Origin of the sequence: Pontibacter sp. FD36 (genome assembly GCF_015686655.1) — a bacterium.
In the GTDB taxonomy this organism is placed as follows: Bacteria; Bacteroidota; Bacteroidia; order Cytophagales; family Hymenobacteraceae; genus Pontibacter.
The window spans coordinates 1-16,303 of record NZ_JADPMP010000017.1 but is presented as its reverse complement, the minus strand read 5'-3'; the positions used below and the strand labels follow the sequence as shown (position 1 = coordinate 16,303).

Sequence of the window (16,303 nt, the reverse complement as noted above, 5' to 3'; positions counted from 1 at the left end):
CTTTATACCTGATTTAGCAGCTCCCGTTCCATGATCCTGATAATAGATGATGATATAGCCGTTCGCGCCTCTTTGAGCATTTTGCTAAAGCAGCACGGCTTCAAGACTAAAGAAGCAGCCTCTCCGAGGGAGGCGCTTGAAGTGGCGCAGGCCCATCCTCTACAACTCGTGATCATGGACATGAACTTTTCCATTGAGACGACAGGTCATGACGGGCTTCGGCTGTTGGAGACTTTCAAGCAGCAACTGCCACAGGTACCGGTCATTCTCATCACAGGCTGGGGCTCCATAAGCCTGGCAGTGGAAGGTATGCGCCTGGGTGCGGCAGATTTCATTACCAAGCCCTGGAGCAATGACTACCTGGTGCAGGCAGTGCGCACGGCTTTGAGCCTGTCGCAGCAGGCTCCAACCAAAGATGAAGGCCTGAGTCGCAAAAAGCTCGACCAGCAGTATAATTTTAAGAACATCGTAGGTCAGGACCCGCAGTTGCTACGGATACTGAAGCGGATTGGGCAAATCGCCCCAACCGATGCCTCGGTATTAATCGAAGGCGAGAGTGGTACGGGCAAGGAACTGATAGCGGAGGCGGTGCATCGCAACAGCCTCCGCAAGTCCCAGCCATTCGTGAAGGTGAACCTGGGCGGCATCTCAGCGAGCCTTTTTGAGAGTGAGATGTTCGGCCACAAACGAGGCGCCTTCACCGACGCCAAAGCCGACCGGGTAGGCCGTTTCGAGATGGCCAACAAGGGCACCATCTTCCTTGACGAGATCGGGGAACTGGACATGAACAGCCAGGTAAAACTGCTGCGCGTGCTCCAGGACCGCACCTACGAAGTGCTTGGTGACAGTCGCTCCCGCAAACTCGACATCCGGGTGGTGTGCGCCACCAACCGCAATCTGGAGCAGATGGTGGAGGAAGGCAAATTCCGCGAAGACCTCTTCTACCGCATCAACCTGATCAAGGTGCGTATACCTGCCTTGCGTGAGCGACCGGATGACATTCCGCTACTTGTGCAGTTCTTTGTGGAGAACATGAAGCAGACTTACCATCGGCCTGAGCTGGAGGTTAGCCCCCGAGCCCTGCAGTGGCTGAAGGAGCTCACCTTCCCTGGCAACATACGCGAGCTGAAGAACCTGGTGGAGCGCACCGTGCTGGTGGCCGAAGACGATACATTGCGTGCCGAGGACTTCCAGGCGCAGTCGCAACAGGGGCCTGTAAAGGCTGGCGATAAAACCCTGCCCGCCGTGGGTACCATGACGCTGGACGAGATGGAAGCCTCCATGATCCGTAAGTCCATGGCCTACTACCGCAATAACGTTAGCAAAGTAGCCCGTGCGCTGGGTCTTAGCAGGGCCGCACTATACCGTCGCCTCGAAAAGTTTGGCATCCCCTATGAATCTCAGGACTAAGTTCATCCTTTTTGCAGTTGCAGTACATGGCCTGCTAGCTTCTATGGCTTACTTCCTACTGCAGGAGAATAAGCTGCTGTTTATAGGCATGGAGGTGCTGGTGTTGATCTCTGTTGTAATAACGGTGAACCTGTACTTTGCCTTCTTTAAACCGCTCAACCTGATCCGGGCAGGTATAGAGTCCATCCGCGACAAGGACTTCTCTACAAAGTTTGTGCGGGTAGGACAGCCGGAGTTGGATGAATTGGTAGACGTGTACAACCGCATGATCGAGCAGCTACGGCAGGAACGGGTGGCGCAGGCTGAAAAAAGCTTTCTGCTCGAAAAGATTATCCGAGCCTCTCCTGCCGGCATCATCCTCCTCGACTTTGATGACCGCATCGAAAGCATCAACCCCGCCGCCGAGCGTTACCTGAGTCTCTCTGGCCACACATTGCAGGGCAGCCCACTGGAAGAACTGCCCAATACCTGGTCACGTGAGCTGAAGCAGGTACAAGCCGGACAACCCTATACCTTCCGCCTCAATGGCATTCGGACGTTCAGAGCACACCGGGCCCACTTCATCGACCGAGGTTTTCAGCGCGCCTTTATCATGATGGAGGAACTCACAGAGGCCATCATCAAAAATGAGCGGCAGGCGTATGAAAAAGTGATTCGGATGATGTCGCACGAGGTGAACAACTCGACTGGGGCCATCAACTCGATCCTGGATTCTGTGCAGTATTATACCCCACAGATCGATGAGGAGCATCGCGAAGATTTTACCTATGCCCTGCAGGTAGCGATCGACCGTAATGCCAACCTGAGCAGGTTTATGGCTAATTTTGCCGATGTGGTTCGCCTGCCCGCCCCTTCCAAAAAGCCGGTGCAGGTACAGGCACTGCTGAAGCGGCTTGAACGACTGATGCTCCCACAGCTGGAACAACGCCAGATTACTCTGTTTCTACAGCTTCCCGCTGCCCCCCTCTGCATACCAATGGACGAGCAGCAAATAGAACAGGCTCTACTCAACATCCTCAAAAACGCCATGGAAGCCGTGAAGTCAGAAGGAAAAATTTGGGTAGAGCTGCAGCAGGAACCGCTTTGCCTGACCATCACAGACGATGGCGAAGGTATACCGGAGCATGTCCGCCCCATGTTGTTCACGCCTTTCTTCAGCACAAAAGAAACCGGGCAGGGCATCGGCCTGACCATGATCCGGGAGATTTTATTAAGCCACGGCTTTCAGTTTTCGCTCGAATCAAGTGAGGATGAACTCACCGCTTTCAGGATACGCTTCGTCACAGGAGGAGCTAAATAGAACTAATCCAGCAAAAAGAGTCGAAACACTATGTTTATTTTGAATCATTTTAATAATCAGCTAAATTTTATTTTGAATGTAACCCCATTCACTAAATTTCCGTAGCCACCCGCATACAACCTATGTTATAATCCGCTATATTAGTTCTATAGTTTGTTTATTTACTCACAAGATGGAATACAATATAGTAGTAGCCCCTAACCTCGAAACACTGGCAACAGAGGTTGCCGTATTATTTCCGCAAGGCTGGAAGCTGAAAGGTGGAATAATTGAGCATGCTGAAGGATTTTCGCAGCAGCTGATACGCAAAACGTCTGACAAACTGAAACATCGCCAGATACCTGAGCCCCGCGCCAGACATCGCCGTACTAAATGGATTGAATAGCTAAGTATACTGTATACCCTTTATATATGTATCGAAACCACCTTTTCTGTACCTTGTGTATAGGAAAGGTGGTTTTGTTTTGCACTCCCCCTATCTACAAGTAACACCGGTTACCTACTACCTCACCTCCCTGTTCATTTAATCTCTCTAATTCACCCCTTTCCATACATTAATTGCACTTTACTTATAATATAGTTATATTAATTTAACGCCCTAATTTCACTACCGCTTTTCTCAAATTTTAATTTACAAACTTTTTACATTACACAAAATATTAAATATCAGCTACTTAAAATAAAAAACAAGTAATCAATACATTAAAACCACATAATATTTTCTAAAATCAGAATCTTTTTGCGGCTCCTATAGTATATATGGCTGATACAATTTTTTGGGTATGCATGCTGCCATCCTTAAACAGTATGTAGCCCTAGAGTGCTGTAAATGAACAGCCTCTATACAATCTTCACCATATACAACACCCTAACCAAAACAAATGAGACGAGTCGTATACTTTCTACTCCTACTGATAAGCGCCTCTTCGTGCCTGAGCAAAAAGGAGCTCGTATACATGCAAAATGAGAACCTGAAAGAAACAGCGGCAACCTCTATGCAAACCAGCTATAAGCCTTACCAGCTGCAGCCTGCCGATGTGCTTTCTATTAAGGTGCAGAGTTTAGAACCTGAAATATCCAATATATACAACATCGTGCCCCCCTCAAGCGCCTTCGGTTTTGCTGATCCGGGTACCATGTTCCTGAGTGGCTACTCCGTGGACGACGAGGGCAACGTGAATCTTCCTAATGTGGGCAAAGTGAAGGTGTCAGGACTTACCCTGCAGCAAACCCAGGAACTGATTCAGCGCAACGTAGACCGCTACATCACCAATGCGACTGTAGTAGTGAAGCTGATCAACTTCAGAGTAAGTGTGCTGGGTGAGGTAAACCGTCCGGGCCAGTACTTTGTGTACAACGAGCGGGCGACCCTCTTCGACGCGCTCGGCATGGCGGGTGACCTGACACGCGGTGCTGCCCGCGAGAACGTGAAGCTGGTGCGCCAGACCCCTGGTGGATCTGAAGTAGTACTTATCGACCTTAAAGACCCGAATATCGTACAATCTAGATACTACTTTATGCAGCCCAATGATGTGCTGTATGTAGAGCCGTCCGTGGCGCAGGTTAAACGCGACAACCTGGTGTCGCTTAACGTGGTCACCATTGCATTGGGGGTTATTTCTACGGCGGCAGTTATCCTGAATTATTTTAAGTAAGAATCCTCCATGAAACGAAAAAATAAAGAGCACGAAATAGATCTGCGAAGCTGGCTTTTCAAGTTCCGAACCAGATGGTATCTGTTTCTGGCTTTTGTACTGGTAGCGCTGGCAGGGGCTTATGTCTATGTTAAAAGCTCTACCCGCATTTATGCTTTTAAATCAACACTCCTGCTGGGAGATCAGCATACCGGTTCTAAAAAAGCGCAGGAGCTGCTGAATCTACTGGATGTACAGAATAAAGGGATCAAAGTGGAAGATGAAGTCGGCATTCTGACCTCAGCCGACATGATTCGCAGTACCCTTAAGCAGCTTGATTTCTCGGTGTCGTACTATAAAGTGCCTGACCACTGGCTCAACACGGGGATAGACCTTATCAAAGAGGAGCAGTACGAAAACGCTCCATTTGTGGTACGCCTTGACACCAGTTCACTCCAATTAGTGGATATTCCGCTGGAGGTGCGTGTGCTGAACGACAAAGAGTACGAACTGACTGTAAAGGCTGAAACTCCTCCTCTGTATGATTTCAGAAAGCATACCGTTGAGCAGATCATTACTGAGGTGGATTATACCAAAGTGCTGGAGTTTGGCAAGCCCTATAAAGACAAGTACCTGAGCTTTACAATTGAGCGAGCCAATCCTGAGGACAAGATTGACGCCAAGAAGCACTATTTCGTGCTCAATAGCATGGAAAGCCAGGTGGCCCAGTATGCCAGCACATTGCATGTCAAGCCAATTGAGCGTGAGGCACGTGTACTGGAACTGAGCACCAAGGGTGCTATTCCACAGAAGGAGTTGCTTTTCCTCAACACGCTGATGGAAACTTACGTGAAGCGTGACCTGGACGAGAAAAACATGAATGGCCAGAAAACACTGGAATTCATTGATAGCCAGATTGCGACCCTGACAGACTCGCTGCGTCAGAGCAAGCAGGCTCTTTCTACTTTCCGCTCTACCAACCGCATTGCCAACATCGACATGCAGTCGAACATCAGCTATGAAAAAATGGCGCAGCTGGAGATGGAAAGGTCCAAGCTGACGACCGAGAAGCAGTACTACGTGACTGTGCTTGACCAGATAGAAGACGACGAAAGCTTTACGCAGGCTGTGTCGCCGGCTGTGGCAGGTATACAGAACCCTAACCTGGCCAACCTGTTCAACGAGCTATCGCGACTGAACCAGCAGAAGGCCTCCTACAGTGTGAGTGCCACTGCCGAAAACCCACGCATCCGGGTGATCGAAAGTGAGATCAAAAGCACACGCAATGCCATCATTGCGAACATCCGCAACCTGGTGCGCTCAACAGACATCTCCATTGCGAACGTAGACAAGCGCATCAATCAGTTGGAGTCCAGCATTGCAAAGGTGCCGGAAAACGAGCGACGCCTGATGGAACTGCAGAGCCAGGCTGACTTTGTGAACAAGAAGTACGACTTCCTGCTCGAAAAACGCGCCGAAGCGGCTATTGCATTGGCTACGAATACCACTGACAAAAAAGTAGTCGACAAGGCTGCAATGTGGGGAGCCGGGCCGGTGAACGTGAAGCCGAAGATGATCTTTATGCTGGCTTTCATACTGGGCCTGATTATCCCTGCCGCCCTTATCGTGCTGCTCGACAATGTAGACAATACTATACAGGGTAAGAATGACCTGAACAATGTGACCAACATTCCGTTCCTGGGCGTGATCGCGCATGGCACCAAAGCTGACAAGCTAGCCGTGAAAAACAATCCGCGCTCTGCCATTGCCGAGTCATTCAGGTCCATCCGTATCAACCTGCAGTACCTGATGTCCGAAACCGACTTCAAAATTGTAGGCGTGACTTCATCGGTGTCAGGCGAGGGCAAGACTTTTACCTCTGTCAACCTGAGCAGTGAGATGGCCATGGCAGGCAAACGCACCATCCTGATCGAGTCGGATATGCGCAAGCCTACTTTTGGCAAGTACTTCAACACGCATAACGCAGCTGGTCTGTCCTCATACCTGAGCCAGGGACTGCCACTGGAGGAAGTGATTCAGAAAACCGATATCGAGAACCTGGATATTATTTCCTGCGGTCCTATACCTGACAATGCCATCAAGCTGCTGGAGCACAAGCGTATGGCCGAGCTGATCGCCAAGCTGAAGGAACAGTACGAATATGTGGTGATCGATACACCGCCAATCGGATTTGTGGCCGAGTACTTTATCCTGATGAAGCACATGGACGTAAACCTGTATGTAGTGAAGCACAAGTACACCAGCAAGGACATGCTCACACAGGTGAACGAGCTGTACGCAGCCCGAAAGCTGAAGAACATCTACATGGTGATCAATGACCTGGACTACAACAACACCTACGAGTACGGATACAAGAAAAAAGGCAGCTACTATTACGTATAGCGCCTAAGCAATACATACATGTGCGCTTGATCTTAAAGGTGCTGTGGGATGCAGATTCCTGCAGCACCTTTTTTGAGAAGGACACGATTACCTGAATCTATACATGAGTAAAAATTTAGCTTCGAAGGCGGTTAGTGGTTTGAAGTGGAGCTCGGCTGGCACCATTGCCAATGCCGTGATGCAGATTGGCTATACCTCGGCTATGGCTCGCTTACTCGCTCCTGAAGCCTTTGGTCTGGTCGCCCTTTCAGCTGTTATTCTGCGCTTCGGCTACTATTTTGCCAATCTGGGCCTAAACCAGGCCATCATCCAGAAAGAAAAACTAACCTCTGAGAATATCCGGGCAGCGTTCACCTCCTCCGCCCTGCTAGGTGCTGTATTTACAGTGCTGGCCTGGGCGCTGGCGCCTTATGCCACCCTGATCTTCGACATGCCGGAAGTGGTGCCTATTGTGCGTGTCATGGCGCTGGCATTTGTTGTCGGGGGTGTGTCGGCCACAGCGACCAGCTTGCTGCAGCGCAACATGCGGTTCAAAGCACTAAGCATTGTAGAAACGGGTTCTTATGTGGTGTCATACCTGGGAGTGGGTATCCTGCTGGCCTGGCTGGATTTTGGGGTATGGAGCCTTGTGTATGCCTCGCTGGTACAGCAGGCACTGGTGGCACTGGGAGCGTACGCCATGGCACGTCACAATGTACTGCCGGTCGTGCGGTGGGAAGCTTACAGAGCCCTGCTCGCCTACGGCAGCAAAATGTCTGTCATCAGTTTTTTTGAGTTTATCTACACTGAACTGGCCACACTTCTGATAGGCCGTGTATTTGGTGCCTACCGACTGGGTATCTACAACCGGGCCTTTATGCTCGTCAACCTGCCCATGTACAACCTGACACGCACCGTATCGCGTGTTGTCTTTCCTTCGTTCAGCAAGCTGCAATCCGAAACCGACAAACTGGCCAAGGTTTACCTCTCCAGCACCACCCTGCTGGCGACCCTGATCATACCAGTTTGCCTGGGTATAATGATTGCGGCACCCGAGATCGTGTACGTGGTGCTGGGCGACCAGTGGATCGAAGCTATCCCTGTGCTGCAGGTGCTGAGTCTGGCTATTCCGCTTAGCTTCATCACCATGTTTGCCGGCATCGTGTGCGATGCCAAGGCTGTGCTTAACTGGAAGATTGTGATCACGATAACCCTGATCATTGTGATCAGTGGCTTATTCTTTCTACTGAAAGACTATGGCCTGGTAGGCTTCGGCTTTGCGCTGCTGATCAGTGAGCTCATCCGGATCGGTATGTACCAGACCCTGATGAAGAAAATACTGTACCTCTCATACTGGAAGCAGCTGCGGGTATACCTGCCAGGCTTACTGAATGGTGCTGTCGTGGCTGTAGTTGTATACCTGGTGAGCACCTTGCTGCGTGGCATGGAACTGCCGCACCTGGTGATCCTGCTAGCACAGATGATCACGGGTGCCTTTGTATTTCTTGCAATGATACTGCTCTTCCCGCACAGTGCACTCAAGGAGCAGCTGCATATGATCTTTTCCAAGCTGGGCGTACAGGACAATCCAACCTCCTACTATGGAAGAATGCTGATGCGATATAGAAAGAGTTTGGTAAAAGAAACTGAGCATGTATAAACAAGGTATAAATGAAAGATGTGTCGACGGTTAGCCAGCCTTGTCTGACCTAATGCATACTAAATAACCTTAGGATAAAACCAAATGACTATAGGAGTAGCCGGACCCGTTAATTTACAAATACTTAACTGGGATCTTAAAGATAAAAACTTACCTCAGACCAATGCGTTTCCTCTAACCTCGCATTTCATCAATGCATTGCTGAAAAGAGGCTTCAAAGTAATTGCCTATACCAACTCAACCGAGATTGCGGAGCCAATGGTGCTGGAGAGCGGCAACCTCAAGGTTTGCATTAGCCGCCAGAAACCACAGCCTGGCCGTCGCCTCTTTCTTTTTGAGGTTGAGGATCTTCGTAAGATGATGGTAGCTCATCCGGCAGATTTTATCAGTGCATTCTGGAGCTATGAATATGCCTGGGCAGCCTTAAAAACAGGGAAGCCAACTGCCGTCAGTTTTCACGACGTTGCTTTCCAGATTCTGCTTAACATACCGGATATGTTCCGGGTGGTGCGCTGGTTAATCAACTCCATTGTAGTCTCAAAGGCGAAGCATCTTATTGCCAACTCATCCTATACCTATAACCAATTGGCAAGGCGCACACAGAAAAAGACGCGTATCATCGACAATTTCTACACAAGCGAACTGGAGGAGAGTATACCTAAGCCGTTGATCAAGGGTAACTACATCACCACGGCTGTGCAGGGTTTTACACACCGCAAAAATGTGCAGAATGCCCTCCATGCCTTTGCTCAGGTACGGGCCAGACATCCCGAACTGGCCTATCATTTAATAGGAGTAGACATGGAGGAAGGTGGCCTTGCGCAGCAGTATGCCCAAGCCAATGGTCTGACGGAAGGCGTGCGCTTTTTAGGCCCGCTGCCTTTCGACAAGGTATATCAGCAAATAGTGCATGCGCGTGTGCTGCTTCACCCCGCCCGTGAGGAGTCGTTTGGCATGGTGCCTCTGGAGGCCATGGTGGGGGGCACGCCTGTAGTAGGCGGCAGTAAAAGTGGTTTTATACCTGATCTGCTTGACCACGGCAAGGCTGGCTTGCTCTGCAATGTGGAGTCGCCCGACGACATAGCTGCTGCGCTACTGCGGCTGCTGGAAGATGAGCAACTGGCTGCGGAAATGACCGAGAAAGGCCGTGACTTTGCCCGTGCCAGTTTTTCTGAGGACGTGATCATAGACAAGCACCTGGCTTACTACAGCGACATAGTGGGCAGACCCATTCAGCCTGACAACTCACAGTACGAACCTGAAGACGCTTTACACCGTAACACCATACACACTGCCAAATAGCTGCAGTAGATGTTGGATTGCCCGCTACAATGAAAATTAACTACAGCTTTCTCTTTATTATACCCATCGCCCTGATCCTGCTCATGGACAACATGTTCACGGAGCTGGCCTTTCCGAACAACCTGGAGGCGCAGGGAAACATGCTGAACATGCTGATGAAAGGTATGGCGGCCTTATCGTTTGGCTACAGCGCCGTGTACTTCATGCGCATGTCGCCTGTAATGCGGGTAGCCTTTGGACTTACCACGCTGTATGTGTTCGCGATGGTGTTTGAGTCGTATTACTTCTATGGCACGCCCATGGTATACCCGCACGTGTTCCAGAAGCTATTCCTGTTTTACTTTATTTTCTTTGTCTATACCTTCTACAAAGGCAATTTTTACCTCAAGTTCTCACACCTGGTTTGGTTCATCCTGGGTGGTTTCTGGCTCAGTGTGATTGTAGTGCACCCCGATAAACTGAGCCTCGGCGCCTTTACCTCGCATGAGCGCGGGGTATACGCCTCCTCGGTTTACATGCTAGTGATTCCCTTTATGTATTTCCTAAGCAAGTACATTTTCGAGGGCAAGCTTTTCAGCTTATTCATGGCTTTCTTTATCCTGGTGTCTATCGTGTTCTTCCAGCACCGTACCGTCTGGATCTCGACAGCTATCATTCTGATTGTTTACTACCTGCTTATCCGATTCAAGTCAGGTCTTTCCATCAACTTCGTCGCCAAGTTCATGCCCATCGGCATTGTGATGCTCATAGCAGGTATAGCGAGCAGCGCCTTTTTATTCTCCACCAACCCCGAGATCATTACCAAAATAGAGGAGAGCTTCTCTGACATCGAAAATTTCGACTCGCAGGGCACAGGTGGCTGGCGTTATATACAATGGATGTCATACCTGCCCTTTATCCAGGATAACTGGCTGATAGGTATGCGCTTCGAGGGTTTTGAGCTGCCCATCCAGTTCTGGCGTGACGACACCAACGAACCCGTGTTTGACGATGGCCAGGGACATCACTTCCATAGCTTTTATGTCGATGTGCTTTTCTACACAGGTTTTGTAGGATTGGCAATCTACTCGATCATGCCCATCTACGCCATTGCAAAAGGCTTGCGTTCCAAAGCGATGACCGTGCACCAGATCATCCTGGTAGCTTTTATCAGTACAGGTTTCGTGTATGGTTTCTCTTACGTGCTGCCCGTATTCTACTATGCCATACTTGGCTGGACGATTGTGTACATGGAAGAAGATGGCGTTGAGCGAACGACCTACCTGCGCGACTTCGGCTCCCGCTGGAAGGCAAAAGCAATTGGACAGTACCGCAAGTTAACCGCTGCCTGAGCGTAACAACTTCTGACAGCGATTTCAGTATACAATTCCAAACATATTGTTATACCTTAATATTATGAGTAATTCTATTCCCAATACCCCTTTGCACACCCCTGTGTTGCTAATCATATTCAATAGAGCTCATACCACACAACAAGTATTCGACCGTATCCGACAGGTAAAGCCCTCGCGACTGTATGTAGCCGCTGACGGCCCGAGACCTGATGTGGAAACAGATATAGAGAAGTGCGCCGAAACCCGACGCATTGTAGAACAGGTAGACTGGGACTGCGAAGTAAAAACGCTGTTTCAGGAGAAAAACCTGAAGTGTGGTGTAGCTCCGGCTACGGCAATAAGCTGGTTCTTCGAGCATGAAGAATCGGGCATAATTCTCGAAGATGATTGTGTGCCTTCTAAAAGTTTTTTCTGGTTCTGCCAGGAGCTTCTCGAAAAGTACAAGCATGATACGCGCATCATGCATATCAGCGGCAACAACTACCTGAATGGCTGGCGCAAGGACAATGACTACTCCTATTACTTCTCGAACAAGGTGAATGCCTGGGGCTGGGCTACCTGGCGCAGAGCCTGGCAGCTATTCGATTTTAACCTGAAAGCCTACCCGGAGCTCAAAGAAAAAGGCTATCTGAAAGGGCTTTTCCTGAATAAGTTTGAAGAGACATACCGCCTGAGCAAACTCGAGGAGGCATTTGCCAGCATTCCGAACGGAGACATCTGGGATTATCAGTGGGAGTTTACCGTGTACAGTAACTCAGGACTCTGTATTGTGCCAGAAGTCAACCTGGTCCGCAACATCGGATTCGGTGAAGATGCCACGCACACGTTTAACACGCATGATAACAAGGCACAGATCAAAGAGAATGAAATCTCATTCCCGCTGCGCCACCCTCGTTTTGTTGTGCGTGATATCGAGTCAGACACCAAGAACTTTAACCACTTGATCAAGGGCAAGGTAAGCTCCAAGCTAAAGAGCCTGCTGAGCTTTAATTTGTAAAAAAAATACTATTCCATAAGCTGATATTTTCGTAGACGGTACTGTCTGCATGGTTTCGTTGCAAATTTGGCAACAGCAGCCGTACCCATACCTAAGCTTTATACCTGAATAATATGATAAGCATTGTTATACCTGTTTTTAACAGAAAAGAATACACCAGGGACTGTCTTCAGTCTTTAAAAAAACAAACCGACCAGCGTTTTAAAGTCATAATTGTAGACGATGGCTCAACAGACGGTACTGAAGATATGCTTCGGGAAGAGTTTCCGGAAGTGGAAGTACTCAAAGGCAGTGGCAACCTGTTCTGGACGGCTGGCGTGAACATGGGCATCCGGCATGCGCTGAAGCAAGATGCTCAACTCATCATGACCATGAACAATGATGTGATTACGGATGATCGTCTGCTGGAAAAGATGTATTACTGGCACGAGCAGAAACCTACTGCGCTGCTGGGGGCACTCGAACTGGACGCCAATACAAAACAGCCCATTTTTGGAGGGGAACGGCTTAACTGGCTGCTGAACACCATCGACGAAGTACTCCCAACGCTATCAGCGGAAGAGCAGAAAGGCCTGCACCCTGTAACGCACCTGCCAGGTAGAGGCCTGCTTATACCTCGGGCAGTATTTGAGAAGATAGGGCTCTTCGACCAAGACCGCTTCCCGCATTATATAGCCGATTACGACTATACCCATACTGCCAGAAGAGCCGGATTTGAGCTGTATGTGAATTATGATGCAAGGCTGCTCACGTATCCGGAAGAAAGCGGGGAGCGACAGATCAGAAGCGAAAAGAGCTTTAAAAATTACTACAAGCACTTGTTTGACTTGAAGGGTGGCGGCAACCTGCGTGACTTTACCAGGTTCACACTCAAGAACTGCCCTACGCCTTACATCCCATTTCACCTGGCGAACGGCTACACGCGCAGACTCTTTGGTTATTTTTTAAAGTAGCACCACATGGTTTACTAAACAATTGATTTGAAGCTAGATTCGCCATACATTAAAATACTGAGCATTGCTATTCCCCTGTTGGTAGTGGCAATGCTTTTTACTTATTATTACACCCAGGGGCACCTTCCCGGAGCCAAAAGGAGCGCTAAAGCCACAACGGTTGGCTATGAAAACCCGATCGTGATTAGTAAAGGAGGCACCTACTCCGGCAATTGGGAATCAAGAAATTCTGAGGTGGCTGCTGTAGAAATCAGGACATCCGAGCCAGTCATCATTGAGAATTCAAGTATAAGAGGGGCCGGCTACCTGATTAAAAGCTGGGGGCACGCGGCCAATATTACTGTTAGACATACCAAAGGCTATGGGCTCACCCCTACCCCATGGATTATATATGAGAAGCCACGGCGTTTTCTGATCGTCAATGACTTCAAACATGTGGTGGTAGAGAACTGCTACATGGAGAATACAGCCGGCATCTACATAGGTGACACCTACAAGGGTGACAGCAGTCCAAACAATACCATCAAGATCCGCTATAACAAAGCCAGGAACATTGATGGACGTATTTATGACGGCTGGTACCGGTCACAATTTGTACAATTCAATTTCCGCAACTCAATACAGTATGCCGAGATCGCCTGGAACGAAGTAATCAACGAGCCAAACAAGTCGCTTGTGGAAGACAACATCAATCTTTCGAATTCACGAGGCACGCCGGCTTCACCTATCCGCATCCATAACAACTACATCCAGGGAGCTTATCCCTACCCAGCTGACAGCAAAGACTACTCAGGTGGTGGCATCATTGCTGACTCCTGGTACGAAGATAGCATGGGCGATCCCAAGGAGGTAGCTACCGCCTATGTAAAAATACACGACAACCAGACGGTAAACCTCGGCAACTATAACTACGCTATCGCCGGCGGCAATAACATAGAGATCTATGGCAACCGTGCCGTTAACGCCGCCCGCTTCGAGAATGGCGAAAAATTCAGGATGTGGACCCAAGGGCTCTATGGGTACGACTTTTATAAAAAGAACTCGACCTTCAACAACACCTTCCGCGACAATGTGATCGGAATCATGGGGCAGGACGGTAAAAACGACAACCATTATTTTCCGGATGGGACAGTCCAAGAGCGTAACAATACCTTCATTGAAGGTGAAATAACAAAAGAAAGCGAGCGCGCAGAGTATCAGCTCTGGAAATCTAAGCTAGAGAGGAATGATATCTTCCTTGGTCCTCGTATAACAACGCCTACCTCAGAATCGGATAAGTCCGTTAGTTTTCAGTAACCGACTTACTAACCTGGCTTAGCGATAAGTCCCCCACCTGACGTTTGCACTGCCTCCTCTGATTTACGACTCCGATTTTTATCCTCAGGCTACCAATCCAAAGTTATAACATCTATAAAAAACATAACAGCAAAACCAGCATTATTAAATATATTATATTTTATATATTACACATTTTCACTGAATTTGTGGTCCAAAACCGATCTTGTATCTTATATTTTAGATTAATAATTATAATTATAATTATATGATTTACATATAAAATCATATTAAAAAGTTTGGACTTTTAAAATTTTTGTAACTTTTTTCAATCATGCTCTCAGCAACAGAACCTTCAAAACAGGCTTAAAACGCACATTTTACATCTTTTATAAATTGAAATATACAAAGTGTCTATGATTTAAGTAAGAATTTATCATAAAAGACTGGTTTTTCTAAAAAATTCATACTTATATTTGCAACAACTTATATATGAAGATAAGGACAAGGATTAGCCTAGCTCAATATTTTCATAAAAAGCACCAGGCAGATTACCTGCTACATTTATAGAAAACGGTAGTTTACTTGGGGCCTTATAAGGAGTACATTTTTTAATTTTTCAACTTTTAGCCAAAAAGATGAATACAATTTCCACTAAGGTGACTAAGTGGACGGGGACAACTCTGTCTGCTTTCATGCTCACACTCGTAGCCTTTCTACTCTCGACAGGCTTCGTAAACGCCCAGACTTACAGCGGGCCATTAGTAATCACAAAAGGAGGTACTTACACAGGTAACTGGGAGTCAAAAGACTCTGAGGTAGCTGCTGTAGACGTGCGTACTTCTGAACCTGTTGTCATTGTCAATTCTAACATCAGAGGTGCTGGTTACCTGATCAAAAGCTGGGGCCATGCCGCTAATATTACTGTCAGACACACCAAAGGTTACGGCTTAACTCCTACCCCTTGGCGTGATTACAAGAAGCCACGCCGCTTCTTAACAGTTAACAACTTTAAGAACATTGTAGTAGAGAACTGCTACCTGGAAGGTACAGCTGGTATCTATGTGGGTACACGTTACGAGGGCAATGGTTCTACAAACGAAACTGTAAAAATCCGCTACAACAAAGCCAAGAACATCGACGGTCGCGTTCACGGAGGTGCTGAGCACTCGCAGTTTGCGCAGTTTAACTACCGCGGTAACCTGCCACACGCTGAGATTGCCTGGAACGAGATAATCAACGAGCCAAACAAGTCGCTTGTAGAAGACAACATCAACTTGTCTAACGCTCGTGGTACTTCTGCTTCACCTATCCGCATCCACAACAACTTCATCAAGGGTGCTTACCCAATCCCTGCTTCAGAAACTAAATTCTCAGGTGGTGGTATCATTGCTGACTCCTGGTACCAGGATGGCATGGGCGATCCGGCTTCAGTAGCCACAGCTCACGTGAAGGTATTTGATAACCAGACGGTAAACGTTGGTAACTATAACTACGCCATTGCTGGTGGTAACAACATCGAGGTATACAACAACCGTGGAGTAAACTCTGGTTTGTTTGACGATGGCACCCGCATGAACACACACAACGTAGGCCTATATGGCTACGACTACTACAAGAAGGGTGCTACCTTCAATGCCGTAATGCGTAACAATGTTACCGGCGTTATGAGCCAGGGCAACCTTTTCGATAAGAACTACTTCCCTGATGGTCTGGTTAAAAACGAGAACAACCCATACGTTGGTGGTAACATCACAAAGCAGCACGAGCAGAATGAATACAGCGCCTGGTTGTCAAAGCTGAGCCGCAATGGTATCGCACTTGGCCCTAACGGATCAGCTCCGGCTACTTCTCCGTCGCAGCCAACACAAGATGCGCCGGTAGCAACTGCACCTGCTGAGCAGACTCCATCTGCATCAACTTCACCATCAACTGGAACTACAACTGGTACTGGTGGTACTGGCAAGATCACACGTGACTTCTGGTCAAACGTACACGGTTCTACCATCAGCGTGGTACCAGTAAACACGAACCCAACTTCTTCGAGCGCAATAAG

General features: G+C 48.3%; 12 protein-coding genes. All 12 read left to right on the top strand.

Features of this window, described 5'->3' with window-relative positions:
- Nucleotides 1-30 precede the first annotated feature (30 nt).
- Nucleotides 31-1,410: a sigma-54 dependent transcriptional regulator gene (locus I0P70_RS20400; protein ID WP_196120987.1), complete on the top strand. Its 1,380-nt coding sequence runs from the start codon at nt 31-33 to the stop codon at nt 1,408-1,410.
- 43 nt (nt 1,411-1,453) lie between these two features.
- Nucleotides 1,454-2,710, top strand: a complete 1,257-nt coding sequence (locus I0P70_RS20395) for a PAS domain-containing sensor histidine kinase (protein WP_196120986.1) — start codon at nt 1,454-1,456, stop codon at nt 2,708-2,710.
- Between the two features lie 172 nt (nt 2,711-2,882).
- Nucleotides 2,883-3,095 (top strand): hypothetical protein, encoded by a 213-nt coding sequence (locus tag I0P70_RS20390; protein ID WP_196120985.1) that lies wholly within the window; start codon nt 2,883-2,885, stop codon nt 3,093-3,095.
- Between the two features lie 496 nt (nt 3,096-3,591).
- Entirely contained in the window at nt 3,592-4,365 is a 774-nt protein-coding gene (locus tag I0P70_RS20385; RefSeq protein ID WP_196120984.1) for a polysaccharide biosynthesis/export family protein, read from the top strand.
- 9 nt (nt 4,366-4,374) lie between these two features.
- On the top strand, nt 4,375-6,747 hold the full coding sequence (locus tag I0P70_RS20380) for a polysaccharide biosynthesis tyrosine autokinase (RefSeq protein ID WP_196120983.1): 2,373 nt from the start codon (nt 4,375-4,377) through the stop codon (nt 6,745-6,747).
- 103 nt (nt 6,748-6,850) lie between these two features.
- The gene (locus I0P70_RS20375; protein ID WP_196120982.1) at nt 6,851-8,386 is read left to right on the top strand and encodes a lipopolysaccharide biosynthesis protein; all 1,536 of its coding nucleotides are present in this window, start codon (nt 6,851-6,853) and stop codon (nt 8,384-8,386) included.
- 84 nt (nt 8,387-8,470) lie between these two features.
- Nucleotides 8,471-9,688, top strand: a complete 1,218-nt coding sequence (locus I0P70_RS20370; RefSeq protein ID WP_196120981.1) for a glycosyltransferase family 4 protein — start codon at nt 8,471-8,473, stop codon at nt 9,686-9,688.
- 29 nt (nt 9,689-9,717) lie between these two features.
- Entirely contained in the window at nt 9,718-11,019 is a 1,302-nt protein-coding gene (locus tag I0P70_RS20365) for an O-antigen ligase (protein WP_196120980.1), read from the top strand.
- 64 nt (nt 11,020-11,083) lie between these two features.
- Nucleotides 11,084-12,019, top strand: coding sequence for a nucleotide-diphospho-sugar transferase (locus I0P70_RS20360; protein ID WP_196120979.1), 936 nt, complete (start codon nt 11,084-11,086; stop codon nt 12,017-12,019).
- A 113-nt stretch (nt 12,020-12,132) separates the two neighbouring features.
- The gene (locus tag I0P70_RS20355; RefSeq protein WP_196120978.1) at nt 12,133-12,972 is read left to right on the top strand and encodes a glycosyltransferase family 2 protein; all 840 of its coding nucleotides are present in this window, start codon (nt 12,133-12,135) and stop codon (nt 12,970-12,972) included.
- 27 nt (nt 12,973-12,999) lie between these two features.
- The gene (locus I0P70_RS20350; RefSeq protein ID WP_230392327.1) at nt 13,000-14,268 is read left to right on the top strand and encodes a glycosyl hydrolase; all 1,269 of its coding nucleotides are present in this window, start codon (nt 13,000-13,002) and stop codon (nt 14,266-14,268) included.
- Nucleotides 14,269-14,885: 617 nt separating this feature from the next.
- Nucleotides 14,886-16,303 (top strand): hypothetical protein (locus I0P70_RS20345; protein WP_196120977.1); only part of this gene is annotated, 1,418 nt, incomplete at its 3' end.

Excerpts from the sequence above, each read along its gene's own strand:
- I0P70_RS20400 (WP_196120987.1), top strand. The coding sequence starts at position 31 with ATGATCCTGATAATAGATGATGATATAGCCGTTCGCGCCTCTTTGAGC.
- I0P70_RS20395 (WP_196120986.1), top strand. The coding sequence starts at position 1,454 with ATGGCTTACTTCCTACTGCAGGAGAATAAGCTGCTGTTTATAGGCATG.
- I0P70_RS20390 (WP_196120985.1), top strand. The coding sequence starts at position 2,883 with ATGGAATACAATATAGTAGTAGCCCCTAACCTCGAAACACTGGCAACA.
- I0P70_RS20385 (WP_196120984.1), top strand. The coding sequence starts at position 3,592 with ATGAGACGAGTCGTATACTTTCTACTCCTACTGATAAGCGCCTCTTCG.
- I0P70_RS20380 (WP_196120983.1), top strand. The coding sequence starts at position 4,375 with ATGAAACGAAAAAATAAAGAGCACGAAATAGATCTGCGAAGCTGGCTT.
- I0P70_RS20375 (WP_196120982.1), top strand. The coding sequence starts at position 6,851 with ATGAGTAAAAATTTAGCTTCGAAGGCGGTTAGTGGTTTGAAGTGGAGC.
- I0P70_RS20370 (WP_196120981.1), top strand. The coding sequence starts at position 8,471 with ATGACTATAGGAGTAGCCGGACCCGTTAATTTACAAATACTTAACTGG.
- I0P70_RS20365 (WP_196120980.1), top strand. The coding sequence starts at position 9,718 with ATGAAAATTAACTACAGCTTTCTCTTTATTATACCCATCGCCCTGATC.
- I0P70_RS20360 (WP_196120979.1), top strand. The coding sequence starts at position 11,084 with ATGAGTAATTCTATTCCCAATACCCCTTTGCACACCCCTGTGTTGCTA.
- I0P70_RS20355 (WP_196120978.1), top strand. The coding sequence starts at position 12,133 with ATGATAAGCATTGTTATACCTGTTTTTAACAGAAAAGAATACACCAGG.